Raw genomic sequence first — 26,757 nt, forward strand, 5'->3', positions numbered from 1 at the left:
CATAAATCACATTAAAATTCTTGGCCCAAATAGAAATGGATCTGGCTGCCGCCGCGCTGCGCGCCGGGATAAGGCCGATCGAAGCCGTAGGCCCAGTCGATACCGATCATGCCGATCATAGGCAGGAAGATGCGCGCACCGACACCGGCCGAACGCTTCAAGTCGAACGGGTTGAAGTCGCGCACCGATCCCCAGGCGTTACCGCCCTCCACGAAGGCCAGGCCATAGATCGTAGATGTCGGCTCGAGGATAAGCGGATAGCGCAATTCCATTGACAGGCGGGAGTAGGCGTAGGCGTAGGGCACGACGCTGTTGCCGGCGATGGAGTTGTTTTCGTAGCCGCGTAGGGCAACAAGCTCGGTGGGATAGCCGTTGCCGGAATAGCCCGACATGCCGTCGCCACCCATTTGATAAGACTCGAAGGGGGAGATTTTATGTCGGTTGTAGTAGCCAAGGAAGCCGTACTCCACACGGGTCATGAGGACCGGCGTACGCTTGGGGCCGTTGTTTTGCGGCAGGGGCGTGAGGGGAAAGAACATCTTGCCTTGGAATTTCCACTTGTGATACTCGATCAGCTTGTGTCGCTCGGCCGGGTCGTTGATCTTAGAGTAGTCCTTGCCATCGATGAGCGAGTAGGGCGGCGTGAACGAGACGGAAGCCAGGAACTGCGAGCCGTAGCGCGTGTAGATCGGGTTATCGATCGAGTTACGTTGCAAACTCAGATCGAGGCTGATCTTGTGGCAGACGCCGTTGGCTACGTCGAAATACCGGTAGTCGTGCATATGATACAGCTGATAGCCCAGCGTGAGCATGGTATAGAAATAGTCGTCGGGCCAATTGAGACGCTTACCAAAACCTATACTTCCGCCAACCATTTCGATGTACTTCGTTGGGTCGTAGGCTTGCTCATAGGGATTGTAGCCATTGCTTCCATAACTATTGCGACCGTAGATGCCGTTGTTGTAGAAGCTGTTGGCCATGTAGCGGCTGTATTCCTGATTAAAATAGCGGGGATTATAACCCGTGTACTTGGAATAATAGAGCCCGACAGAGAGCGTGTTCGGGCGCTTGCCACCGAACCACGGGTCGAGGAAGGAGAGGCTGTAGGACTGATAGTATTTACCACTCGTCTGGCCGTTGATGGTAAACGTTTGGCCGTCGCCCTGGGGGATAATGCCGCGGTAGGTGCCGGGGTGGAAAAGGTTGCGCATGGAGAAGTTGTTGAACTTCAAACCGACGCGCCCAAGCAATCCGCCCGGTCCCCATCCGGCTGATAACTCGATCTGATCGCTGGCCTTAGAGACGAGGTTGTAGCGGATGTCCACCGTGCCATTGTCCGGGTTGGGGATGGGTTCGGGGTTCATCTTCTCAGGATCGAAGTGGCCCGTCTGCGCGATCTCACGCGCCGAACGGATCAGGTCGTCGCGGCTGAAGAGCTGTCCTGGCTTGGTGCGCAACTCACGGCGGATATTGTTTTCGTAGAGCCGATCGTTACCGTTGATGATCACTTTATTGATCGTGGCCTGCGGGCCTTCCTGTATGCGGATTTCAAGCGAGATCGAGTCGTTCTCCACCTCCACTTCGACGGGGTCGGCGTAGAAGAAGAGGTAGCCGTTGTTGTAGTAGATGTTCGAGACGGCGTCGTCATCTGACTGTAGGCGCTCCTGCAACTTCTTCTGGTTGTAGACGTCGCCCGCCTTCATGTTCAGCAGCATGGAGAGCTGCTCGGTGGGATACTTCGTGTTGCCCACGAAGCGGATGTCCTTCAGATAGTATCGGTCGCCCTCGTTAAGGTTGAGGTAGATGTCGACGTATTTGTCGTCCACGGGCACAATGCTGTCTGAGGTTACGACGGCATCTCGATAGCCGTACTCATTGTATTTATCGATGAGGTTCTTCTTGTCGTTTTCATACTCCTCGCTGGTGAACTTCTTCGTGCTGAAAAGCTCCAACCAACTGGTGCGGAAGCGCTTCTTGAGGTCGAACTTCTCGTTCGTCTTCTTCATGGCCTTCTTCAGTGTAACATCCGAGAGGGCATGGTTGCCATTGAGGTGGATCTCGCGAATCCTCGTCTTTTGGTTTTTGGAGATGTTCACGTCCACGATCACCTCGCCGTCTTTCCCCGCATCCTCACGTTGCACGATGTCCACCTCCACGTTCTTGAAGCCCTTGCCATCGAAATATTTCTTGACGAGCGTCTTCGCGCGATCCATCACGTTGGGCGTGATCTGATGGCCCTTGCGCAGACCGAGCTTTGCCTCGAGGTCTTCACGTTCGCTCTTCTTCACGCCGTTATAGTGGATTTCCGAGATACGTGGGCGCTGCTTCAGGCGGATCTCGAGCCACACCTTATCGCCTTGGATGCGAGTGGCCAGGATCTTCACGTCAGAAAACAGCCCATGCTTCCAGAAGCGCCGCACCGCGTCCGAGATCTCATCGCCCGGGATCGACACCTCGTCGCCAACAGAGAGGCCGGAGAAGCCGATGAGGATGAAATCGTCGTAGTTCTTGGTGCCGGTCACTTGGATGCCGGCGATGGTGTAGCGTTTCGGCGTCAGCGTATAGGATACCGTCGGCACCTCGCCGGCTGGCACCGTATCCGTCGGTACCGCGTTCGTCGGTGTAAGGTCCGAAAGCACCGTCCCAGCGTGCACGGCCGTGGTGTCGACCTGCGCCCACGCGCTGCCCACCGTTAAGGCTGCCATTAGGGCCGCCGCCATCAAGCGTAATCTCTTCTGCATAGTAAAGTAGTTAGAAGTAGTAGGAGTGTGGTTTGAGGTAGTAAGTCGTAGGGAAGCGGTGCCCCCAGCGAGGTTCGTACCTGTGTACTTGTCTTATTTATTTGAGTTGTTCGCCGGTCTTGCCAAAGCGCCGCTCGCGGTGCTGATAGTCCAAGATGGCCGTGTATAATTCTTCTTCCCTGAAATCGGGCCAATAGGTGTCGGTGAAATACAGCTCGGCATAGGAGAGTTGCCAAAGCAGGAAGTTGCTGATGCGTTGCTCGCCGCCCGTGCGGATCATCAGATCGGGGTCGGGCAGATGGCGGGTGGTGAGATGATTGGAGAAGCACGCCTCCGTCACCTCCTCCGGCCGTAGCCGACCGTCACGAACGGCTTCGGCCAATTCACGCGTAGCACGCAGGATCTCCCAACGCGCCGAATAGCTGAGCGCAAGAACGAGCGTCGTGCCTGTATTGCCTGACGTTTCGCGCAGACATTCCTCAAGCGTGGCCCGCACTTCGGCCGGCAAACGGTCTAAGTCGCCAATGGCCTCAAGGCGCACGTTATTCCTCATCAGGTCGGGCGTCTCGCGCTGGATGGCGGCCACCATGAGCGCCATCAGGGCGTGCACCTCGGCCGCAGGGCGGTTCCAGTTTTCAGTGGAGAAGGTGTAGATGGTCAGGTAGCGCAGCCCGATGGCCACGGCCGCCTCGACCACCTTACGCACGGAGACGACGCCCTCGCGGTGTCCCGCGCTGCGATCTTCGCCACGCGCCTGCGCCCATCGGCCGTTTCCGTCCATGATGATCGCCACATGCTGCGGCAATCGATTGCGGTCTATTTGTTCTTTCAACGACATGCTTTGGTAAGTCTTCAGTTGGTTCAGTGTTTCGATAATCCCATCAGCGCCTCGATGCCCTTTGTGCTGTTGCATTTGCGGTTGCGCGGCCCGAAGTCCCACGTGAGGAAGAGCGTCGTGAGCGTGTACCAGTCGCCGTTCTTCATCACGCTGCCGGGGATGATGTTGTACGGGTTGTCCAGCTGCGCATTGTCTAAGCCATCGCCCAAGACCTTGTGCACCGTCAGCTCTGCGCCGATGTTGACGCGGTTGCGGAGCTTGTATTTGATCCCCACGCCGATGGGCAGGTTCAGCCCGCCGAACGTACGGCCTTGGCCTGTAGCCACAGTGCCACCGAGGCCAACGAGCAGGTAGGGCGCAAGGCGCTGCGTATTGAGGTAGGCGAACTTGTCGCTGTAGGGAAAGAAGTTGAACTCGAATTGCCCACCAAGGTCCACCACGTTGCGCGAGAAAGCGGTCTGCATACCGCCGGGGAAGGCGTTCTTGAGGCCAGCCGTGCTACCCGTGACCCGTGCCCACGTCAGGCCGCCCTTGAAGGCAATACGGAAGTTGGCGTTGTAGCGAAAGACCAGCCCCAACGACGGGTTCATGCCCTTGAGCGGCGTACTCTTATTCACATCCCCCATGTAAAACGCTCCGCCGCCCATGCCGCCGATCTCGTATTTGTATTCCTGCGCAAAGGCCGACACGCTGACGACGGCGAAGACGAGCCCCGCCGCAAGGTGTCGAAAGAAAGCTGCTGACATTATCCTTGATTATTACGGTCATTACTTTCTCCCTAACGCGAAAAGTGTTTCAAAATTACGTTCACCCTTTACCGCCCGTAACCCAGTCGATTGATGCGTCCACGCCACAGTTCGTCCATCATGGCACCCGTTCGCGAGGTGCGTCCGCCGACGAGCAGCAGGTAGCCGTCCGACGTGACAGCGGCCGAAGCATAGCCACGCGCCACGAACTCCGTTGGCAGCTGGAGCTTGTGCGCCGCTGCGATCCATGTCGCGCCGCGGTCGTAGGAGAGGTAGAGCGTGCGCTGTGCAGTGCCCGAGGCGTTCAGGCCGCCCACAAGGACGATGGCGCCGCTGTAGTTCGCTACCGCCGCGCCTTCCAAGGCCGGCAGACCGGAGGCGGTGTACTGGTTGAGGCAGATCCACGTGCGACCGTCGGTCGTCTCCCAAGCCTGATCCGTCAGGATACCGTCGCGCCGACGACCGCCCGCGATCAGCAGGTGCCGACGGTAGGCCGCCTCATAGCTCGTACTGCCGAAGCCCTCCGTGGGGAACGTAGTTGGGACGGCGTCGCCCGTGGTCCATGTGCCCGACGCATCCATCGAGGCGAAATGGAGCGTGTTGTCCTTACTGCGCACAATGGCCGCCAGCGCCACCGGCTGTGAGCCGTAAGTCACCGTGTCCACGGCGCCCAAGAGGCGGACGATGGTGGGCGCCCCTGCGACGAACGTCCACGTGGCGCCGTCGGACGAGCGGTAGAGCGCGCCGTCGGTGGCGTGTATATAATAGGTATGGCGGAGGAGGGTGGCGTAGGCCGCCTCGAACGTCTTGCCCGCGGGTAGGCCGGACGGAGTGAGGGCCGTCCACGTCTGCGCGTCGGACGAGCGATAGGCACTCAGGCCGTCGGTCGTGCGGGCCAAAAGCAGGTAGGCGCCAGTGTGGGCCAGCACGCGCGCCTCAACGAGGTTGCTCTGGCGGAGCAGCGGCGCAGTGTGTTGCCAGGCCATCGAGTCGGGGTCTTGCTGGTGCACATTCAGGCGCACGGTGTAGGTCTTGGCCTCGGTGCGGTCGAGCGACGTGACGTAGATGCGCACAGGCCGCGAGAAATCGATCGAGTCGTCCTCCCGCCCCGAAATGCGTTTGCCGGTCGCCTCTGGCTCGAACTCCACGCTCGACGGACCCACGGCTTCGTCGTATACGATCTGGCAGGCCAACTTATGGGTGACCCGTGTGCCGTACGGCAGTGAATCGGTGTTGTAGATTTCCCCTCGCAGTTGGTCGATGGTGAAAGTCACCCGACTCAGGCCTGCGATGGAGTCCTTGTCCTTGGTGACATTCTTCAGCAAAAAGGAGGCGATTTGGCAGTTTTTCTGCCGCCATTTCGGCGTTGTCCTCTGCGCTTCGTCCTTCAAGCAGGACGACAAAACGAGCGCTGCTAAACAGCTGACAAGCACCGATCGTAACCCGTTATTTCTCATTTACACAATTGTTTTTTCTGAACGAGGGGCAAAAGTAGATAGATATTCGTCCTACACAACCGGCGTCCGGAGCAAGGGTCAGGGGTCAAATTCCCCTGATTACGGGTGCGCGCAACGGCTTACCCGGCATCGCCATTTCCGTTGTCCTACAATCACCCTGCGCCGCGCCCGAAGCACCTCTTTTTGCCCAATAGACGCCCTGCGTGGCCCCTAATGCGCCTCATTTTACCCGATAGACACCCTGCGCGGCGCCCGAAGCGAGTCATTTTGCCCCACTACCACCCCATCAGGCCCTAAAAAGAGCCATATATTCCATGCTTTTACATTAAAAGTGCGAGATATACAGTGCAAGTAATATGCTTTTATATTGAAAGGATAAGATATTCGACACGCATTGAATGCTCTCATATTAAAAGCCTATTATATACGATCTATATTTAATGCTTTTACACTGAAAGGATACAATATACATGATATATCTAATCCTTTTAATCTGAAAGTATTATATATACGGTGAAAGTAGATATCTTTCAAATTAATACGCTCCGACTTGCAGTATATATTCTATCCTATCAGATTAAAAGCATAAAATATACATGTGATATTTTATCCTATCACATTAAAAGCGTCTGATATACACCTCCATCTAAGGCTACGCAGCGGGGAGGAGCTTCGAATGGGGCCGCTGGGGCAGCCTGCCACCCGGAAACAGTCCGAAAGGCCGTCGCTTTTGCCCCTCACACGACGTCGCACCCCGAAATGCCCTTCCAATTGCAGGCTAACGCCCCTCACGGATCGACTCCACTTCGTCTTTTCCGTCCTCCCCTGCGGGATGTTCCCCCGGAAGGGAGGCATATGCTTTTGCGCCCCTACCCGATCGTCTCTCCTGTATCTGGCCAAACTGCGCCTGCCTCCGCAGAGGCCCCTACCATAAATCGAACAGCCGCTTAGCTTTGCGCCTCCAAATTTCCAGAGAGTAAGAAGTGACAATAGGACAATGGAAGGATTCACAGATAACAGACCAAACAAGAACCCCCGCATGAAGCATCTATTTATCGGCGCTTTGGCGCTGCTTGTCGCCCTACATGGGGGCGCAGCCTACGGGCAAAAAGCAAAACAGAAACAGAAGTCGGCCGCAGTCAATGTGCTGGCTAACGACACGCGCGTCTTCAAGGTCGATCCGGCGATCGATGTGCAGGGCGTGCGCTTCAAAAACCGCTTCGGGATAGAGCTGGCCGGCCACCTCTACATGCCCAAAGGCTATGAGGCATCGAAGCGATACCCCGCCGTGGCTGTCTGCGGACCCTTTGGGGCAGTCAAGGAGCAGGCCTCCGGACTCTACGCCCAGGAGTTGGCATCGCGCGGCTTTGTGGCCCTGGCCTTCGACCCCTCGTTCACGGGCGAGAGCGGCGGCGAGGTGCGCAGCGTGGCCGCACCAGACATTAACACGGAGGACTTCGGCGCGGCCGTGGACTATCTGATGCGCCTGCGCAACGTCGACGTCTCGAAGATTGGCCTCGTGGGCATCGGTGGCTGGGGCGGCATGGCGGTCAATGAGGCCTCGGTCGACACGCGCGTCAAGGCGACCGTCATCTGCTCTTTCTACGACATGAAGCGCCTCTTCGCCGACGTCTATTACGACTCCAAAAGCGACGATGCGCGCTACGAGGAGCTGCGCCGACTGAGCAATCAGCGCACCCGAGACGCGCAGACGGATACGCACGAGGTGACGGGCGATAACTTGGATCGTATCGCCGCCAACGCGCCCCGCTACCTGCGCGACTTTCAGGCCTACTACAAGTCGGCCCGCGGCTTCCACAAGCGCTCGGTGAACTCCACGGGCGGCTGGACAAAGACAACGCCCATCTCCTTCATCGGCTCGCCGCTCTGCTCGCGAGTGAGCGAAATCCGCGGTGCGGTGCTCATCGTCCAGGGCGAAAAGTCGCACACTCGCAGCATGGCCGAGGACATCTTCAAGCGCCTCAACGGCTCGAACAAAGAGCTCTACATCGTGCCCGGCGCCTACCACATCGACCTCTATGACGACATAAAGCGCATCCCCTTCGATATCATCGATCGATTCCTGAAGGAATATCTGAAGTGAGGCGGCTCGACGCCGCAGGTGCGCAACTACCTATGCAAGGCTCTATAACTACCTATTCATTATGAGAACATACTCACCCATGATCGCAGGACTCTTGCTCCTGCTCTTCGCTGCGTTCGGCTGCACGAAATCCGAACATTTCATCACAGACGCCTCCTATCGCGCTCGCGTGGAGGCGGATTTCAAAACGAAACGTGAGGCCTTCGCCGACTCGTCGCTCTTCGCCATCTTCCAAACCGAGATGACCACCCCGGAGCGTGAGGCGATGGAGTTCCTCTATGCCTACATGCCCATCGGCGACGTGGCCGACTACGACGGCGCCTTCTATCTGCGCAACGTCCGGGCGGCCTTCACGGCCCGCCGTGAGATGCCATGGGGACAACAGATCCCGGAGGACATCTTTCGCCACTTTGTCCTCCCGATCCGCGTCAACAACGAGAATCTGGACGAGAGTCGCACCGTCTTCTTCGAAGAGCTGAAGGACCGCGTGCGGGGACTCTCACTGCGCGAGGCGGTGCTTGAGGTGAACCATTGGTGTCACGAGAAGGTGATCTACACACCCTCCGACGCCCGCACCAGTTCACCGCTCGCCTCCGTCTGCACGGCCTACGGACGATGCGGCGAGGAGTCCACCTTCACCGTGGCCGCCCTACGCGCTGTCGGCATTCCCGCGCGGCAGGTCTACACGCCACGCTGGGCCCATACGGACGACAATCATGCCTGGGTCGAGGCGTGGGTCGACGGTCGCTGGTACTTCTTCGGCGCCTGTGAGCCTGAGCCGGCGCTCAATCTGGCTTGGTTCAACGCTCCGGCTTATCGCGGGATGCTGATGCACACGAAGGTGTTCGGCTACTACGACGGGCCAGAGGACGTGATGGAGCGCACGGCCTGCTACACGGAAATCAACGTGATCGACAATTACGCTCCGACGGGTCACACGACAATCACCGTGAAGGGTACCGATGGCAAGCCGGTAGCGGATGCGCTCGTAGAGTTCCAGCTCTACAACTACGCTGAGTTCTTCACCGTGGCGCGCAAGCAGACCGATGCCGACGGCAAGGCCTCACTGACGGCAGGTAAGGGCGACATGCTCGTGTGGGTGTCGAAAGACGGACGCTACGGCTTCCACAAGGTGACCTTTGGTAAAGACGACGCCGTGACGATCGCCTTGGATCATACGCCAGGTGACACGGCTACGGTAGAGATGGACATCGTGCCCCCGGTGGAAGGTGCCATCCCACCGGAGCGTGAGGTGACGGATGCGGAGAAGGCCGAAAATACGCGTCGCATGCTGGCTGAGGACAGTATCCGCAACGCATACGTGGCCACGTTCTATACCGACACCCTGTCTGCTGCCTTAGCGAAAGTTTTAGGTATGTCGAACGCGGATGAGCTGCGGAAAATCATGCCCAAGACACGTGGCAACCACCAGGAGGTCGAGCATTTCCTGCGTGAGGCAGATCAGACCAACCGACTGCCCGACGCGCTGCGTCTATTAAACAGTATCTCCGAAAAGGACCTCCGCGATACGCCGGCGGACGTGCTACTCGACCATCTGAACAACACGCCGCAAATCCCGGAGAGCCTTATCGACCGACCTGATGCCACTCTTTTTGCGAAGTACGTAGTTAACCCACGCGTATGGAACGAGTATCTGACGCCTTACAAACAATTCTTTGCCGAGCGGATCGATACGTCGTTGGCTACGGCAGCTCGACGCAATCCGCAGGCCCTCGTGGAATGGGTGAAGATACATATCGCCCTTCGTAACGACCTCAATCCGCAGTATATCTCTATCATGCCGACGGGTGTATGGCGTGCGCGCATGGCGGACACCTATTCGCGCAACATTTTCTTCGTGGCCGTGGCGCGAAGCCTTGGCATACCTGCCCGGATCGAGTTAATGACGGGTAAGGTGCAGTACTACAATCACGGATGGCAGGATGTGAACTTCGAGGCGGACCATCAGACTAACGCGCCCCAAGGAATGCTCACGGCCAGCTACTCCCCCACTCCCTCGCTTGACAATCCGAAATACTACAGCCACTTCACGATTGCCCGATTGCGTGACGACGCACAAATGCGGACACTCGACTTTGAATCGCAGGGCGGTGTGGGCGACACGTGGCAGGATCTGCTTCGCGCGCCGTCCTCATTGCGACTCGATTGCGGCAATTATGTGCTCGTCACGGGTACGCGTATGGCCAGTGGCAAGGTGCTGGCACGTCTCACCTTCTTCTCTATTCACGAAGGGCAGACGACGAATGTGCCGCTTGTCATGCGTGCGGATACGACGGACATCAGCGTGATCGGCAGTATCGATCCCGAAGCCAAGTTCGACAACGAAACAGGCTCGAAGGTCTCCATTCTTTCGACCACAGGCCGCGGATACTTCATCATAGGCATTCTCGGCGCGCGTCAGGAACCGACGAATCATGCACTGCGCGATATTGCCCGTCTGAAGGCCGACTTTGAAGGCTGGAACCGTGGCATAGTGCTTCTTTTCAAGGATAAGGCTTCTTTGGATGGCTTTGATCGAAAGGAGTTCGGCCCGCTACCGAGCACAATTACGTGGGGCACGGACGCGGACGGTTCCGTGACGCGTATGATTGCCGAGGCCATGAAATTGCGGAATACGAACGACTTGCCAATTTTCATTATCGCCGATACGTTCGGTCGGGTAGTCTTTGTATCGCAGGGCTATACGATTGGCTTAGGTGAGCAGATGATGCAGGTGGTGCGGAAGCTGTAAAACGTAGGTCGACAAAAGTCTAAGGCCTTCAAACGAAAGCCGGGTACACGGGCGGAATTTCCCCAAGTCGTGTACCCGGCATTTTTTTGTCCTCACGTGTACCGGCGAAATAAGTTGGGATGAAAAATAAGTCTACACACGGCGCCGCGGCTCCTTCATGAAACGGCATGTGCACCTTACGCGTCGTTTGAGGTGGCGTAAGATTTTGCGATCTTATCTCCGGATAGTCGGATGGATAAAAAAAGGCCGGATACCTGACGAGAAAACTCGCAGGTGTCCGGCCATTTTTTGTTTTTCGATTTTCGTTTTCTCCTGATCCCCTATCGCTTAAAACGAAAGCTGATCAGAAATTCCGAGGGCCGCAGCCGATCGGTACGCGTATAGGTATTGATGGCGTTATAGCCCGTAACCACATACGTGCGACGGTTCAGGAGGTTCGTCCAGTCTAAACTGACGGTCATGTGAGGGAACGAAAAACGCAGACCTAAGTCAGCGAAAAAAAGATTCGTTGCCGATATGTCTGGGGCCTGTGTGTAATAATGTTGCAGGGTGGTGGTTAGTGAGAGGCGCGGCGTGAGGCCCCAATAGGTGTACAGACGATGGTCGAGGAATGGAATGTACCGATCCACGGCGCTCCGATCGATGCTTACCCCGGTATACGATAGCGACGCGACATAATCAAAATTTAAGTTCCTCCGAGCGTTCCATTTAAGGGAAGGCGAAAGCGTGAAACTATGATCGGTATAATCTATCGTAGCTCCCTGCTGCTCCAAGGTCGATGCGTTGCGAGCGTACGTAATTTGTAGCCCTGCGGTAAGGGAAAGGCGCGTCAATAGCCGAGTTGCCGAAAGGGTATGAGCCCAATACGTGCTGCGTTGATCAAAAGGACGAAGCCAGGAGAAGGTATAGAAATCACGAATAAGATATGCCGAGATCAGGTTTCCCTGATGACGAGAAAAATACGTCATATAACTCAAGTTGAAGAAATGCGACAGATCCTTGACCGAGAGGTCGAGACTCAGCATGTCCGAAACGTTGCGTTCCTCACGGTCCGTGCCACGCGTGAGCAGGTTATAGCGTTTCATCACATAGCCCGTGAGGCGATTGTCCAGGTCGCCACGGCGAATCGTACGCTTCCAACTGGCGCTCGACTTGAATACCGCCGAAGGCTCATAGCTGAAACGTATCGCGGGGTGGATTTGCAGATCGCGATCGGTATGGCCGGCATACGTGGTCTGTCGTTGCTCCAGCATCGCGGATGACGTGAGGCTACAAGCCCCATACACGAATCGATAAGCAGGCACCGCGTATAGCTGCCATAGGCGCCAACGAAGATCGTTCGTGTAGGGACCCTCCACGCCCTCCGGTTGGGGTTGCAGGGCGGACCGCACGGCTTGTCCCTTCCATGCAAAACCCGTTTTTAAGTCCAGCGTATGTGCCCCGGAGTGGAAGTTGAGCGTCAGATATGAATCGTTGCTACCCGCCTCATAGCGAATAGATTGCCGGACGAATAGCTGTCTAAAAAGTGGTATCGAATCTTGCGAAGAAACCGTAAGCCATTGCGGCATACGTATAAATTCTGTCTCATTTCCGAATCCAAAAGCCACGCGACCGATCAAACGAGAAAGTTTTAAGTGATTCTTTATCAAGGTGCGTGGCAAATTCATCTGCTGCTGCATTTGGCGACCACCGGCAGCTACATCGGCGCGCGCATCCTTCCAATGAATTTCTGCGCTGAGCTTATTCTCCAAAAAATAACGTGTCCGATTGGCCGTCAAAGTCCATTCGCCTTCCAATTGATGACGTCGAACGATCTGCGAGGTGTAATCGCCGACGATATACGTCTGTCCGTTGCCCAGCCGGTACTCCGTCTCTACGCTACGGCTGCGCGACTCACGTTCGTAGCCATAATTGAGATTCAGACGCAAGTCCACGTCGTCCGCCAACCGCCAAAGTTGATTCACCGAGGCGATAGCAGACCGATTGAAGCGTGCACGATCGCGAACGAAGAAGGCCGAGGTCATCGTGAGGGGTGAAAGTTGATCCGGAATGCCCTCCAAAGTAGCCGGATTAAAGACGGTGGCGCCCATCGAATGGATCCGGAGCTCCATGGCAATGTCCCGCCCCGTATTATTGGCCTTAGCGACAATCAGCGTCTGGTTTCGACGCGCAAAGCGGGCTGGCGTCACGGTCGCGTCATAGAGCATCGGAAAACCGCCCAAACCGAAGTCACCCGTGAGGAGCCATTTGGCACGCGATCCCGATTTCAGTCTGATGTTTAGGGCCGCCTCGTCGGGATCCGTGCGTCCACGCATCATTTTGATCGGCTCATGATTTTCGTAAACCTGTACGGAAGCGATGTCAGCCGGTGAAAGATTTTTCGTAGCCAGTGAATACCGATTGCCAAGCAGATTCAAATCTTCGATATAAAAGCGGTTGATAGGTCGGCCGTCATATTTGACAAGTCCGTCACTACGGACTTCAATGCCGGGCATACGCTCCAGCACTTCGGCCAACGTCTTATCCTGCGGCCGCGAAAAATTAGACATGAAATAGGTCAGCGTATCTCCGCGGCGTCGCATGGGCGCGGCCTCGACCTTCACTTCGCGCAGCTTGACCGAAGTCTCCTGCAAACGCAGTTCCACAGTGCCCGCATCCCTCCGAACACTTTGCCGCAGGGCTTCAAAACCTAACCGAGAGGTCGATACAACGTATTCCGGAGCACCGTCCGACGGGAGGTCTAAAGTGAAAGCGCCGTCATCCCTCGAGTAATCGTAGGACAGGATTCGCCGTCCGTCCGCACTCATCAGCATAACGTAGACGTCCGGAATGGGTGCGCCATTGGTCTTCGCGCGGGTATGGCCCTTCAATTGCTGTTGCGCGCTGGATCCGGCGACGGTCAGCATAAAAAGTATTGTCCAAAAAAGTAGTCCACGATTCATCATAGGTCATTCTTACGCTAAAGTGAGTAATCAAAAAACCTCAGGATGTGTCTTTCGTCTAAAGAAAAGCACAAGCTGAGGCCTGTAAAGTACTTCTGAAAAAAATAGGTGCTATTTCTCTATTGGGATATACTCTCTTTTCATCACAGGAGCAGATGTGGGGTTTCCGCTCTCATCAAAAAAGGTCGAAGGCGACCCCGTCTCAAAATCTCCAAAAGCAATGGCATCCTCGTGATACAATCGCTCATATTCCAAATAGGTCTTCCTCGATATTTTCTTGTATTCAGCACCTGTATAACCTCCTTTTGCACCAATCTCGCGATGAATATAAATGATCGGAACTGGATTTATTAGACGCTTAAAATCCTCCATTTCAAATAGGAAGTGGTGATCCGCATCCGTAGCGCGAGTAATCAATCCCGGAAGGCCCCAAAGTTTCCACGGACCACGATTAAGCGGTATTTCGGAGGTGTAATACACTTCCCAATCACGACCTCGATAATGCGTCGTAGCCCGTTTGCACAAATATCCTGATATGGTTGCGGTGTCTTCATGCAATGTCCAGTCAGGCATAGCCATTTGTTCCTCACCGATATACCCATCCATATATTCGATAGTCGTACGGGTCTTTTTTTCGTCATAAAATTGATAGTAAGCGGGGGTATTACTTGGCCGCGGATAGCCTTTGATCAATTCGAGGACTTCCCAGGCAGACAGACCATTCTTAAACGCATCATTTTTGATTGAATCACGTATCTCACCATAACGGCTATAAAATTTCGTCACCTTATTGCCCATATCCAGATAAATCCAATCCACGCCATCAAACTCCGGCTGTTCCGGAGCGGTCTTATAAGAGAACTTATAGACCGCCCGGAACTGTGCCGTGTCGATTGTTTCCTGCGCATGCATCGCCACTATAGCGAAAATCCATGCAAAAAAGAATATCGGTATTCGTCTTATTAGGAATGTCCTTATTTGTTCTCCACAAAGAACGCAGAAACAACTGTAGACTCAAAAACAAGAGCGCATGCTTTACAACATGTTTTTTGGCTCCTGAAAATTGGGGAGCTTGCTATTGGAGATGCTCAATGACTGCCATAGCCGCTTAAAAACAGAGTCCCCATATATAGGCAATAGGAATATGTTTTTGAGAAAGCTATTTCTCGAGTGGGATATATGGAATTTCTGCAACTGGAGCGGGATCACCCGATGTAGGTCCTGTATCTCCCATCTCAAAATCGAGAAACGCCATAGCATCCTTATGGAACAATCTCTCATATTCCACAAAAGTCTTCTTGGATACCTTCTTATACTCACTTCCTGTGTATCCACCCTTATTGCCAAATTCCCGATGGATATAAATAATGGGTTCAGGCTTAGATAGACGTTTGAAATGATCTAATTCAAAGAGAAAATAATGGTCTGCATCTGTAGCACGAACTATCAATCCGGGCAATCCCCATAATTTCCATGGTCCATAACTCAAGGGTATCTCTGTGGTATAATAGACTTCCCATGTTCGACTTAAATAATGGGTTGTAGCCCGAAGGCAAGTGTAACCGTATAAGGTTAGCGACTTATTGTCAAGTATCCACTGCGGCATGACCATCGGTTCTTCATAGTAATAACCTTTGGTATACCGTGTAGCAACCCGCGTTGTCTTCTCACTGTACAATTGACAATAAACCGGCGCATCTCCCCTTACGGGATAGTTTTTTGTCCGCTCATGGATCGCCTCTGGGGGCATATTCTGCTTTAGGCACTCGTTCGTCATAGAATCTTTGAGTTCGGCATAACGATTATAAAACATCGTTGCCTTATTCCCTATATCGATATACATCCAATCCACCCAACCAAATGTGGGCTGTTCCGGGCTTGTTTTATAAGAGAACTTATACATAGCCCGGAACATCGCCTTATCGATTTCTGTCTGCGCTTGCAGGGCGAAGACTACTAATGTCCACGCGAAAAGAAATATCAGTACTCGTTTCATTTGAAATATCCTTATATGCTTCCCCACAAAGAAACAATTACCTTCTGTATCATCAAAAATAGAGATACATGTTATACAACATGTTTCCCAATCCTTGCCAATGCACAAAAATGATCATTCGCCACCTCCGGCGGTGTTTGTGGGGCGTATGCTGTTGCGTCCCTACCGTATTACAGGAATAGAATCCGAAAAATAAGAATGTACATAGGTAGGGGCGTATTGCATACGCCCCCCGAACGTTTCCGAAGGAAACGAAGAGGCGTGCCAATGCACAAAAATGATCATTCGCCGCCTCCGGCGGTGTTCGTAGGGCGTATGCTTTTGCGCCCCTACAGATCCTGATATACTGATCTTCTAACAATTAGATTTTTCTCGTTTCTGGTATTCTTTTCTTGCCTTGATGCAAGAAAAGAACCAAAAGAAAATCAAGGCGTCAGGGACGCCAGCCAAATTTTAGGCATCCAACTTATATGAACGTACCCGGCCAAACTTCCTTGCCCTCGGCAGAGGGCCTTTTCTTGTCTTGATGCAAGAAAAGAACCAAAAGAAAATCAAGGCATCAGGGATGTCGGCTAAATTTTAGGCATCCAACTTATATGAACGTACCCGGCCAAACTTCCCCGCCCTCGGTAGAGGACCTTTTCTCGTCTTGATGTAAGAAAAGAAACAAAAGAGAATCAAGGCATCAGGGGCGCCAGCTAATTTTGGCTTGATACATATTAGAGGGGCATATATTTTTTCGCCCCTATATATTCCGATACGATAATATTCTAACAATCAATATGCCCCTACCCTACCGGAAAATCTGAAATCGAAAAATCGAAAACGAAAAATCCGGATACATGATTTGACATGTACCCGGATTTGTTTTTAGGTTTATGGTGTTCGTTCTCTCTGTTCAATTTTCCGGAAGATGGATCTCGGGGCCGCCGCCACTGGCACCACCTCCACCTTCGGAACCTGAGCCGCCTTCTTTAGAGTTCTTTCCGCCGCCTTCGGTACCCGAGCCGCCGCCCTCGGACTTCTTGCCACCGCCTCCGGGCTTCGGCGTACCGCCACCCTCTGGCTTTTTGTCTTTTCCACTATCGCCGGGTTTCTTGGGCTCCTCGGTCTCTGGCAGACGGATATCCGGATCATCCTTATCCTTCGGCTTACGCGGTTTTTTAGGCTCCTTGGGTGTCTTGGGATCCTTACTCTTGTCCGATTTGCGGCGCGCGAGGATCTGGCTAAACGTATCGTTGATTTCGTCCATCCGCTGATTGAGCTGCTTAGCTACTGTACGGATCAATTCCTTATCTACCGTTGCCGAACCTGACAAATAGGCGGCTTGAAGCATAAAAATGACGCGCTCATATACCGCATCCGTCTTCGGACGTACCTCGACGATCTTCGGGAGGTCTTTTTTAGCGCGAGATGCGGTGCGGGCCTTACGGAACTTGTTAAACTCGGCGTTGGCAGTCTCCAAAAGTGACACGGCCGACGTCAGTCGCAAGGTAGCGAGTAGCGGAGTCATCTCAGCCTTCTTCAGATCGATCAGCAGGCCATCAATATGCACTGTCTCATGCGATTTGCTGCCATACTGTATGCCCCGATAGCGGCGAGTGATGATATCCAACTGTGTAGCGGCTTTCGCCTCGTCGGCATCCGGTGAACGCTGGTAGGTACGAACCACATTGAAAATAAAGGTGATCAATTTGTTTCGTTCCTCATTTTTCTCATTCAGGAGCTTCGTGTTGTGATTGGCTTGTGCTTCCAAATTGAGATCTTTCTCCGTCAGCAGATTGCCATTCCACTCATTGAGTAGCGCGAGGGTCAATCCGAGTTTCGTAATGTCTACAGCATGAACTATGTCGTACGCATCCGAATGATACAGTACGTGCAGCGCGTTGTCAAGCCTCGTAAGGCGCATTTTTTGAATCTCGACTAATTCGTCCATTCGTTTTTCTCCTTTCTTTATAGGTACATATATAATGATGAATGCTTCCGACGGCAGCGTAAGCTGTTCCACATATCTCCACAGTCCTTTTTGAGCCTCAAAATTGACCTCAAACGCTTTTGTAGTCCTTTTTGAGCCTCAAAATCGACCTCAAACGCTTTTTCAGTCCTTTTTGAGCCTCAAAATTGACCTCAAATGCTTTTGCAGTCCTTTTTGAGCCTCAAAATCGACCTCAAACGCTTTTGCAGTCCTTTTTGAGCCTCAAAATCGACCTCAAACGCTTTTGCAGTCCTTTTTGAGTCTCAAAATCGACCTCGAACGCTTTTGTAGTCCTTTTTGAGCCTCAAAATCGACCTCAAATGGTTTTGTAGCCCTTTTTGAGCCTCAAAATTGACTTCAAACGGTTTTTGGCTCCTTCCGAGCTGTAAAAACACATCCAAAGCGTATTTGGCGCTTTCTCTTTATCCTCAAAATCTATCTGGAGTGTTTCCCACGACTCGAAAGTGTTTCAATATGTAGTTTGACTTATGACCGCTGTCCTAAGCGGCGGCTAAAGTATAACTGTTTTGAATAGCAACAAACTTTTCGCGAAAAAATCGTAGAAAAATTTTTACGGAGCTGTTGTATGTGCTGATTTTCAGGGTGTAGCTGATTTTATTCTTTTGATGCAAGATCTTTCTGGCATCATTATCTTCTTTTCTTCTCTTGATAGAAGAAAAGAAGCAAAAGAAGATCAAGGCATCAGGGATGCCGGCCAAGTTTGGCTTGGTACCTGTTTGGAGATCCAGCGCCAGCCAAATTTCAGGCATCCGACTTATATGAATGTATCCGGCCAAACTTCCTCGCCCTCGGCAGAGGGCTTGAGTTTCTTTTGCTTCTTTTCTTTCCTCAAGGAAAGAAAAGAAGGTCTCATTAGAGAGCCAAGTAAAGCTCCATGATCTTCTTTTCTTCTCTTGATAGAAGAAAAGAAACAAAAGAAAATCAAGGCGTCAGGGACGCCAGCCAAGTTTGACTTGATACGTATTTGGAGGTCTAGCGCCGGCCTATTTCCGAACTAACGCATGGGTGGAAACACAGAGCGGCAGACCAAACTGGCCTGCCGCTCTTTTTGTTCTCCTAAATGAGATCCAATCAATAGCCGGGGTTTTGCTTGATGTTGGGATTGGCATCAATCTCGCCCTTGGGGATGGGCAGGACGATCATATAGAACGTGCGATCGTACTCCATGTAGGGCGTGTCGTGGCGGGTGCGACTGATGGCGCTCTCCTCGACGTCTTCACGTTTGATCGAAAGGCCATTACGCATTACATCATACATGCGATGTCCTTCTGCAACTAATTCTTTGCGTCGCTCATTGAGTACATTGGCCAAAGTCAAGGTTTTTCCCTTCACCGTAGAGTCGGGATCTGCTCGATGAACAATGGCATCGAGGTAAGTCACGGCTGTGGCGTTGTCGCCAGTCTTGACTGCGGCCTCAGCTGCATTCAGATAGGCTTCCGACAGACGCAAAAGGGGTATATTGGCATCGGCAATATTCTCTCCCGGTTGCGGCTGATACTTATTGACATACGCGTACTGCTTGCCGTCGAAGCTGAGGAGCTTCAGACGTACATCGCGGGGGTTCTCCTTGAGCAAACGATAGAACGAGGCGGTGATGCACATGTCGTCGTATCCGTCTTTGGAGTTCAGGTAACCCATGCTCTCCTTGCCGGGCGAGTCGGTGGTGAGATTGACAATCTCGAACAGCACTTCGCCTTGATCTGCGGACGACGCGTCTGCTCCCCAAGCCGTCGGATAAGCCTTATTGGACCAGAGGGCATACCCGTTCTTCTCCGCGCCTTCAATAGCGGACTTGGCGGCTTTCAGGGCCTCCGCATTTTCGCCTTTATAGAGGTACACGCGGCTCAGCAACGTCAGAGCGGCCCACTTATTGAACTTCCCCTTGTTGAACTTCTCCCCGAGGAGTTCCGAGGCGGACTTCAGGTCGGCTATGATATGCGTGTAGCATTCGGCCACGGAGCTGCGGGAGGGCTTATCCTCCGTGCCGGAAACGGTTTCGATGATGGGGACACCCATCGAGGCCCCGCCGTCTTTCGTATAGGGGTAGCCGAAGATGCGGGTCAGGTCAAAGAGCGCCATGCCACGGATGGCGAGCGCCTGGCCTCGCAAATCGTTGCGATAAGCCTTCTCAGCGTCTTTTGCGGTGATGCGATCGAGGCTGGCCAACACTACGTTGCAATTCTGAATGATGTTGTAGAGGTAAGCCCAATGACTGGACGGACCGTTGTCTTTCGTGAAATTGAAGCGATAGTAATTGGCCGTTCGCTTAGTCGAGCTGACGGCTTGCATGTCGTCGCCCGTCACGTCAGCGTAATAAACGAGTCGGCCGGAATAAGCATCGGCACTTTGCATCGTGCTGTAAATGCCATTGAGGGAAAACTCCACTTCCTTCAGCGACTTGACGCCGCTTTCGGTCTGTATGGATGTCGAGGGCTCCACGTCGAGCCAATCGTTGCCGCACGAGGAGATCAGGACGGCAACCAAAAAGAGGGTGATATATTTCAAGCGATTCATGATTCGATCATTTTTTTGAGATTAGAAGTTCATGTTTAAGCCAAAGATGACGGTTTTGAGCGGAGGCGTTCCCCACGTTGCCGAACCGCCTTCGGTGGCTTCGGGATCATAATAATCGTATGCCGCCCAGGTCCAGAGATTATTTGCGGAAGCATAGAGGCGTACGTTCTCAAGATGCGCTGCCTTTACCCAGTTTTTGGGCAGTGTGAAGCCTAAGGTGAGCGTTTTTAGACGGATAAAGTCTGTGCTGTGCAGGCGTCGAGAAGTCGAAATCTTGTTCATGGCTACCGCGGGGTTCTCGTAGAAAAGTTCGTAGCTGGTCACGTCGCCTGCCTTCCGCCAACTGTTTCGATAATAGGTCGGTATGTTAGCCCGCATATCGTTGCCACCGTGTTCCGTCTTCTGCGCCCATACGTCGTAGGCATATCCGCCAAACTGATAGGAGAACATGCAGCTCAGGTCGAACCATTTGTAACGAATCGAGTTGCTCAGACCGCCTATCACGGCCGGATCCGCGTATTTATCGAGTACGGCAGCGTTTGCCTTGCTTACATCTTCGGTAATATCCTTCTTATAGTTGCCGTTAGCATCCCGTTCGTTCGTGTAGAACTGTGGCGCACCCGTTTCAGGGTTAATGCCAGCAAATTCAATCATATAGAAGGTACGGTAAGGCTTTCCGACTTGGTGAATTTGATATCCGCCGATGATCTCAGTCTGCAATCCGTCGAGTTTGACAATTTCGTTGTGGTTGTGCGAGATATTGAAATTCGTCGTCCAGGTAAAGTCCTTCGTCTGCACGTTTGTCGAACCGATTTCCAACTCCACGCCTTGATTTTTCACCTCGCCAATGTTCATCAGGTAGCTCGAAAATCCCGTAGTCATCGAAATCGGGCGATCCATGAGTAGATTCTTCGTCGTACGGACATAATATTCCAGCGTCACGTTGATACGATTCCAGAGGCCCAGATCGAGACCCAGATTGAGGTTGTGGTTCGTCTCCCACTTCAAATCGATATTCGGGAGCCGCGACCGAATGATTCCAGGTTGCTCTAAATAGCCATTCGTGAGGTCGCTAAGCCCCATATAGCCATAGAGATCCGAAGGAAGTGTTCCGTTCACGCCATACGACGCGCGGAGCTTCAAATCGGACAACCAGCCTTTTGTAGGTTCCATAAACGATTCCTCGATGGCCCGCCAAGCGCCTGAGAGGGACCAGAAGCTGCCCCAACGGCTATTGCGGTGGAAGCGAGAGCTTCCGTCGGTGCGGAAACTACCTCCTAAGTAGTAGCGATTGCGATAATCATAATTTAAGCGAGAGATGTAAGACACCATCCGCGATCGCGTATTACTTCCGCCTACGGCTTCGGTTTTCATACCGTTACTGATCTCGTTTTTCTGTGGCGTAGCGAAATTACTGGCTATTCCGAGCAGATAGTCACTATATTGATCGTCAACCTCGTATCCGATCAGCGCATCGAGGTGATGATTGTCCGATAGGGTCGTCCGATAGCTCAATTGGTTTGCCCAAGTCATTTTACTCAATTCGCTGTAGCGCTTATCCATGATACCATTTTTGTCCTGTCCCTCGGCCGTGCGTGGGTCACTCCAGTCCTTTCCCTTTGTGTTCACGTAATCATAACTGAAGGTGGAGCGGAACTTGAGATCACGAATGAATTCATATTCGGCAAAGAGCGTATTAAAAGTACGCGTAACGTATTCGCGTTGATAGTCGTAAGCTGCCGACTGGGCCGGATTGCGGTCGCCGATACGAATCATATTGCGGTTCCAACTGCCGTCTTTGTTGTAAACCGGATCTGAAGGCACAACGGCATTGCGCGATGTGTAGAAAGGTGAAACATAAGACGTTCCCTCGCTGTTTACTTCTTGATTTACGGTGGCCAGCAACATATTTACGCCCAATTTCAAGCGATCCGTGGCCTGATAATCCACGTTAAGGCGTCCGCTGATGCGTTCCAGACCTGAGTTGTAGGCGATACCCTCTTGCTTGAGGTAAGAGAGAGATGAATAGTATTTGAACTTGTCCGATCCGCCCGTGATCGAGGCTTCGTAGCTGCTGTGACTGCCTTTGCGAAACAATACGTCATCCCAGTCCGTATAGCCGCTCCACGGAATGGGCGCGAAGTTGTTGATGCGTTTATCGGCGTATGCGCGCGCCGCGCTTTCGGTCTTCCCGCGTTTCATTTGGCCCGCCACGAGTCCGTCGTAGATATATTGGCGACGTTCTTCTCCGCCCATGATCGGGCGATACTCCATCGCAAAGTCTGAACTACCAAAATCGGCCTTGAAGGAGAAGGCAGGCTTTCCTGACTTGCCTCTTTTGGTGGTAATCAGCACCACACCGTTGGCCGCACGCGATCCGTAAAGCGAAGCCGCAGCTGCATCCTTAATGATGGTAATGCTTTCGATGTCGGAGCTATTTAACGTGGACATGATGTCAAGCCCTGCACGCGAGCTGAGACTATTAATCGATCCCGACCGTACGGGTACGCCGTCGATGACATAAAGCGGCGCATTGCTGGCGTTGAACGATCCCATGCCACGGATCTTGAGTGTCGAGGCGGCTCCCGGCTGACCGGAAGAGGAGGAAAACTGCACGCCTGAAGCGTTTCCTTGCAACAAATCCTTAAACGAAACGGCTGGAACATCCTGCATTTTATCGGCTTTCACATTCGAAGCCGATCCAGCATAGGCTGACTTTTTGAATGTGCCATAACCCGTGACGACAACTTCGTCCATCACGTTGTCTTCCGGCTCCAGACGTACCTTAACAGGTTGCCCCGCCGTAGCCGACACCTCCAAACGCTTGTAACCTATGTAAGAGATGACTAACATGACCTGCGAACCCTCGGCTTCAATCGAAAAATGTCCGTCGAGGTCTGTCGTTGTGCCCGTAGCTGTTCCCTTCACGAGGATATTGGCCCCGATAACCGGTTCGCCTGTTTCGTCGATAACCGTTCCGACCACGGTACGTTTTTGATGTTGTGTTAGCGTCGCCATTTCCGGTGCACGACTGGCTGCACTGCCTACGGTCGCCGCTCCGGCACCTTCGGCTTGCATCGAAAGGGTGACAACCAGGCCAATGGCAGGCAACAGCTTTCGCCAACTGCCTTGTTTCGTTCGATGACTTGTGTAATGATCTTTTCTATTCATGTGGATATGGATTAAAAAACGATTACAAAGATACGCCCTGAAAGTATCCTTGACAAAAAGGCTTCCACCATATACGGAATTTCATCCATCGACACACCCGACAATAGAAGACAAAAGGGAACTACATCAAACGCAGATTTTTTGAGGAGAGAGTGCTTTTTATTCCGGTAGGCATTAGAGGCGTACAGTATACACTCCTCTACATATCCTATCGAGAAGCCATTCGAGACCGCACAAATTTGGAGGCCAGTAATCTGAGAAATTCAGGACCTTCAGCTATTCTCGAGGTACCCGGCCAAACTTCCCCGCCCTCGGCAGAGGGCTTGAGTTTCTTTTGCTTCTTTTCTTTTCTCAAGGAAAGAAAAGAAGGTCTCATTAGAAAGCCAGATTTGGCTGGGTACGTATTTATAGGTCAATAATTTGAGAGAATCAGAACCTCCGGATATTCTCGATGTACCCGGCCAAACTTCCCCGCCCTCGGCAGAGGGCTTGAGTTTCTTTTGCTTCTTTTCTTTTCTCAAGGAAAGAAAAGAAGGTCCCATCAGAAAGTCAAGTAAGGCCACATGATCTTCTTTTCTTCTCTTGATAGAAGAAAAGAAGCAAAAGAAGATCAAGGCGTCAGGGACGCCAGCCAAATTTGGCCTGGTACGTATTTAGAAGCCAGTAATTTGAGAGATTCAAGACCTCCAGCTATTCTCGAGGTACCCGGAAAAACTTCCCCGCCCTCGGCAGAGGGCTTGAGTTTCTTTTGCTTCTTTTCTTTTCTCAAGGAAAGAAAAGAAGGTCTCATCAGAAAATCAAGTAAGGCTTCACACGTATCTGAAAACAAAAGGTCTCCAGTCGGATGGACTGGAGACCTTTCGGGGCTGTCTTAGAACTTAATTTCGAGCCTCTAATTGAATAGATCGTCGATTCCGGTGTGGTTGGAGTAGTCGGATTCCATTGGGACGTATCCGCGACAGGGGTTGGCGTACTCTTTGGGGACATCGAAGGTCTCCGATTGCGAGTAACCGAGCTTCTTGTCAGCATAGACCTTCTTCATAAATAGACCATAGATAGGTAAAGCCATTGCGGCACCCTGTCCTTCGTCCATTTTGTCAAAGTGGATCGATCGATCTTCCCCGCCCACCCAACAACCGGCTACTAAGGAAGGCGTGAAGCCCATATACCAACCGTCGGAGTTATTTTGAGTGGTTCCCGTCTTGCCTCCCATTTGCGCGGTAATATCATAGCCGTATCGCACACGCCCTGCTGTACCGCCATCGACCACACTGCGCAACATGTATAGCATCTTGTAAGCCGCTTCTTCAGGTAAAACTTCGTTAACCTGCGGAGCGAACGTGGCGATGGTATTTCCGAAGGAGTCCTCAATGCGTGTCACATAAAGCGGCTCTACACGAATGCCTTTATTGGCGAAAACGCTGTAACCACTGACCATTTCACTCACTGAGATGTCCGGCGTACCCAAGCAAATAGAGACCACGGGATCGATGTGGCTATGCATACCATAGGAACGGAGCAATCGAACCAGACTGTAGGGCGAAAGTTGTTTCATCAGATAGGCCGTGACCCAGTTGGAGGATACTTGTAACCCCCATTGGACAGTTACCATCTCTCCTATACGGCGTGCGCCGGGGTTTCGAGGTATCCACGCGTTTCCGCCTTCGTCATAAAGAACGGGTTGGACATGTAAAAGCTGATCGCAAGGCGTAAAACCTTCAATCATGGCCAATGAATAGAGGTAGGGCTTCATGGTGGATCCGATTTGACGGCGCCCGGTAGTCACCATGTCGTATCTGAATTTATCGAAGTTGATGCCGCCTACGTAGGCCTTGACTTGCCCCGTACGAACGTCCATGGCCATAAAGGCGGTACGCAATAAACTTTTGCAATAGATGATGGAGTCTATCGGCGACATCGTCGTGTCGACAATTCCCTTCCAGGTGAAGACCTGCATCTCTACTTTTTCGTTGAAGTTCTCCCGAATCTTCTTCTCGGAGTATCCAGCTTGTTTGAGTGCGCGGTAACGATCGCTCTGCTTCATGGCTCGATCGAGAATATCCTTCCGCTGCTTCTCGGTAATATCTTCTGAAAAAGGCGCATAGGGTTTCCGACGTTTCTCACGGAAAAAAGCAGGCTGAAGATGCTTCCCGAGGTGTTCGGCAATGGCTTCTTCGGCGTATTGCTGCATGCGGGAGTCGATGGTAGTGTATACCTTCAGTCCGTCGGTATATAAATTATAGGGGTCGCCGTTGGCCTTTCGATTTTTGTTGCACCAGCCATAAAGGGGGTTCGTCTCCCAGGCCAGGGAGTCGTCCAAATACTTCTGCTGCTGCCATTTGGAATAATCGCTACGCTCGGGCTTTTTAGCCATCATCGTGACACGGAGATATTCGCGGAAATAGGGTGCTATGCCGTCCGTATGATCGAGTTGTGTATAGTGTAAGACGATCGGCTTGGCGCTCAATTCTTCGCAGCGGGCCTCGGTCATAAACCCAGCCTTGACCATTTGGCGGAAGACGGTGTTGCGGCGTTCCAGGGTGCGCTCGGGATAACGAATCGGGTTGTAGTAGGAAGGATTTTTGCACATACCGATCAGCATTGCGGCCTCCTCGGTAGTCAGCGTAGCCGGAGTTTTCCCAAAGTAGGACTGCGCAGCGGATCGTATTCCGACTGCGTTATGAAGAAAGTCAAACTTATTGAGGTACATATTGATGATTTCCTCTTTGGTATAGTAGCGCTCCAAACGGACGGCAATGACCCACTCAATGGGCTTCTGGAGGAGTCGCTCGGTCAAACTTTCTACGCTGGGGGAGTACAGCTGTTTGGCCAACTGCTGCGTGATGGTACTACCGCCACCACCGCTACGTTGGCCCATCAATCCGCGTTTCACAATGGCCCTGAAGAGTCCACGGACATCGATTCCGCTGTGATCCGTGAAGCGCACGTCCTCCGTGGCTATGAGCGCCTGAACCAAATCGGGGGACAGATCTTGATAGCTGGCATAAAATCGGTTGTCCTGACTGTAGGAAAAGCTCCCGAGACTCTTTCCGTCGGCCGAAATGAGTTGCGTAGCATAGCGATCTATCGGATTTTCGAGCTGCTCCACAGCCGGCACATAGCCAATCCATCCTTGCGAGATGGCAAAGAAGATGATGAACACGAGTGCCGCTATACTTCCTGCGGTGATCCATATGGCGGCAATGAAGCGCTGTCGACCGCGAGACGGAAGGTGCAGCTTGCGGTTCGTGGGGTCGCCGGATTTGCGATGAGACCCCGCCCCATTGGCAGCGAAGTGTCCGACGTTTTTCTTTATCTCTTTCATATCAAAATAGAAGGGGTAGATGTAATAGCAAATCGTGTGGGGGATAAGACAGAAGTGAGCCATCGGTTAGCGATAGCCGTATCATGCCGATCGGTGGTGTGTCGTTTTCGGCCGAAACGAACGCAGTCGTGTCCGTAGGGTCTGCGCCAAACGTTTGAGTACCTCCCACGTCCGT

At 52.7% G+C, this 26,757-nt stretch carries 15 protein-coding genes; 2 read left to right on the plus strand and 13 right to left on the minus strand.

Annotation, left to right across the window (positions count from 1 at the left end; all coding sequences use genetic code 11):
• Nucleotides 1-11 precede the first annotated feature (11 nt).
• The 4 genes from C7123_RS01735 to C7123_RS01750 all read right to left on the minus strand — a co-directional run bounded on the left by C7123_RS01735 (nucleotide 12) and on the right by C7123_RS01750 (nucleotide 5,782).
• The gene (locus tag C7123_RS01735) at nucleotides 12-2,741 is read right to left on the minus strand and encodes a BamA/OMP85 family outer membrane protein (protein ID WP_037986858.1); all 2,730 of its coding nucleotides are present in this window, start codon (nucleotides 2,739-2,741) and stop codon (nucleotides 12-14) included.
• 97 nt (nucleotides 2,742-2,838) lie between these two features.
• Nucleotides 2,839-3,579, minus strand: a complete 741-nt coding sequence (locus tag C7123_RS01740) for an isoprenyl transferase (protein ID WP_069175578.1) — start codon at nucleotides 3,577-3,579, stop codon at nucleotides 2,839-2,841.
• Between the two features lie 23 nt (nucleotides 3,580-3,602).
• The gene (gene porG / locus C7123_RS01745; RefSeq protein ID WP_037984479.1) at nucleotides 3,603-4,325 is read right to left on the minus strand and encodes a type IX secretion system protein PorG; all 723 of its coding nucleotides are present in this window, start codon (nucleotides 4,323-4,325) and stop codon (nucleotides 3,603-3,605) included.
• Nucleotides 4,326-4,393: 68 nt separating this feature from the next.
• Entirely contained in the window at nucleotides 4,394-5,782 is a 1,389-nt protein-coding gene (locus C7123_RS01750; RefSeq protein WP_159049797.1) for a DUF6242 domain-containing protein, read from the minus strand.
• Nucleotides 5,783-6,821: 1,039 nt separating this feature from the next.
• Here C7123_RS01750 and C7123_RS01755 point away from each other — a divergent pair.
• Both C7123_RS01755 and C7123_RS01760 read left to right on the plus strand, forming a co-directional pair.
• Nucleotides 6,822-7,886: an alpha/beta hydrolase gene (locus C7123_RS01755; protein WP_083206917.1), complete on the plus strand. Its 1,065-nt coding sequence runs from the start codon at nucleotides 6,822-6,824 to the stop codon at nucleotides 7,884-7,886.
• A 61-nt stretch (nucleotides 7,887-7,947) separates the two neighbouring features.
• The gene (locus C7123_RS01760; RefSeq protein ID WP_069175580.1) at nucleotides 7,948-10,638 is read left to right on the plus strand and encodes a transglutaminase domain-containing protein; all 2,691 of its coding nucleotides are present in this window, start codon (nucleotides 7,948-7,950) and stop codon (nucleotides 10,636-10,638) included.
• Nucleotides 10,639-10,958: 320 nt separating this feature from the next.
• On the opposite strand, the gene C7123_RS01765 is transcribed toward C7123_RS01760, so the two are convergent.
• The 9 genes from C7123_RS01765 to C7123_RS01805 form a co-directional block, all read right to left on the minus strand.
• Nucleotides 10,959-13,583: a porin family protein gene (locus tag C7123_RS01765; protein WP_159049798.1), complete on the minus strand. Its 2,625-nt coding sequence runs from the start codon at nucleotides 13,581-13,583 to the stop codon at nucleotides 10,959-10,961.
• 108 nt (nucleotides 13,584-13,691) lie between these two features.
• Entirely contained in the window at nucleotides 13,692-14,558 is an 867-nt protein-coding gene (locus C7123_RS01770) for a GLPGLI family protein (RefSeq protein ID WP_317046616.1), read from the minus strand.
• Nucleotides 14,559-14,739: 181 nt separating this feature from the next.
• Nucleotides 14,740-15,576, minus strand: a complete 837-nt coding sequence (locus C7123_RS01775; protein WP_107490558.1) for a GLPGLI family protein — start codon at nucleotides 15,574-15,576, stop codon at nucleotides 14,740-14,742.
• Between the two features lie 898 nt (nucleotides 15,577-16,474).
• Entirely contained in the window at nucleotides 16,475-17,584 is a 1,110-nt protein-coding gene (locus tag C7123_RS01780; protein ID WP_037998364.1) for a DUF6261 family protein, read from the minus strand.
• A gap of 467 nt (nucleotides 17,585-18,051) precedes the next feature.
• Nucleotides 18,052-18,486: a hypothetical protein gene (locus C7123_RS12795; protein WP_037998367.1), complete on the minus strand. Its 435-nt coding sequence runs from the start codon at nucleotides 18,484-18,486 to the stop codon at nucleotides 18,052-18,054.
• A gap of 157 nt (nucleotides 18,487-18,643) precedes the next feature.
• Complete coding sequence (locus tag C7123_RS01790; RefSeq protein WP_069175586.1) at nucleotides 18,644-20,086, minus strand: RagB/SusD family nutrient uptake outer membrane protein; 1,443 nt, start codon at nucleotides 20,084-20,086, stop codon at nucleotides 18,644-18,646.
• Between the two features lie 21 nt (nucleotides 20,087-20,107).
• Complete coding sequence (locus C7123_RS01795) at nucleotides 20,108-23,104, minus strand: SusC/RagA family TonB-linked outer membrane protein (RefSeq protein ID WP_069176396.1); 2,997 nt, start codon at nucleotides 23,102-23,104, stop codon at nucleotides 20,108-20,110.
• Nucleotides 23,105-23,529: 425 nt separating this feature from the next.
• A complete protein-coding gene (locus tag C7123_RS01800; protein WP_069175587.1) occupies nucleotides 23,530-23,892 on the minus strand; it encodes a hypothetical protein in 363 nt (120 codons plus the stop codon).
• 257 nt (nucleotides 23,893-24,149) lie between these two features.
• On the minus strand, nucleotides 24,150-26,582 hold the full coding sequence (locus C7123_RS01805; protein ID WP_083206919.1) for a transglycosylase domain-containing protein: 2,433 nt from the start codon (nucleotides 26,580-26,582) through the stop codon (nucleotides 24,150-24,152).
• Nucleotides 26,583-26,757 lie beyond the last annotated feature (175 nt).

The organism is Tannerella serpentiformis, from assembly GCF_003033925.1.
Lineage (GTDB): Bacteria > Bacteroidota > Bacteroidia > Bacteroidales > Tannerellaceae > Tannerella > Tannerella serpentiformis.

Coding starts and splice junctions, on each gene's coding strand:
- C7123_RS01795 (WP_069176396.1), bottom strand. CDS start 23,104: ATGGCGACGCTAACACAACATCAAAAACGTACCGTGGTCGGAACGGTT.
- porG (WP_037984479.1), bottom strand. CDS start 4,325: ATGTCAGCAGCTTTCTTTCGACACCTTGCGGCGGGGCTCGTCTTCGCC.
- C7123_RS01735 (WP_037986858.1), bottom strand. CDS start 2,741: ATGCAGAAGAGATTACGCTTGATGGCGGCGGCCCTAATGGCAGCCTTA.
- C7123_RS01765 (WP_159049798.1), bottom strand. CDS start 13,583: ATGATGAATCGTGGACTACTTTTTTGGACAATACTTTTTATGCTGACC.
- C7123_RS01775 (WP_107490558.1), bottom strand. CDS start 15,576: ATGAAACGAGTACTGATATTTCTTTTCGCGTGGACATTAGTAGTCTTC.
- C7123_RS01805 (WP_083206919.1), bottom strand. CDS start 26,582: ATGAAAGAGATAAAGAAAAACGTCGGACACTTCGCTGCCAATGGGGCG.
- C7123_RS01755 (WP_083206917.1), top strand. CDS start 6,822: ATGAAGCATCTATTTATCGGCGCTTTGGCGCTGCTTGTCGCCCTACAT.
- C7123_RS01740 (WP_069175578.1), bottom strand. CDS start 3,579: ATGTCGTTGAAAGAACAAATAGACCGCAATCGATTGCCGCAGCATGTG.
- C7123_RS01790 (WP_069175586.1), bottom strand. CDS start 20,086: ATGAATCGCTTGAAATATATCACCCTCTTTTTGGTTGCCGTCCTGATC.
- C7123_RS01750 (WP_159049797.1), bottom strand. CDS start 5,782: ATGAGAAATAACGGGTTACGATCGGTGCTTGTCAGCTGTTTAGCAGCG.
- C7123_RS01760 (WP_069175580.1), top strand. CDS start 7,948: ATGAGAACATACTCACCCATGATCGCAGGACTCTTGCTCCTGCTCTTC.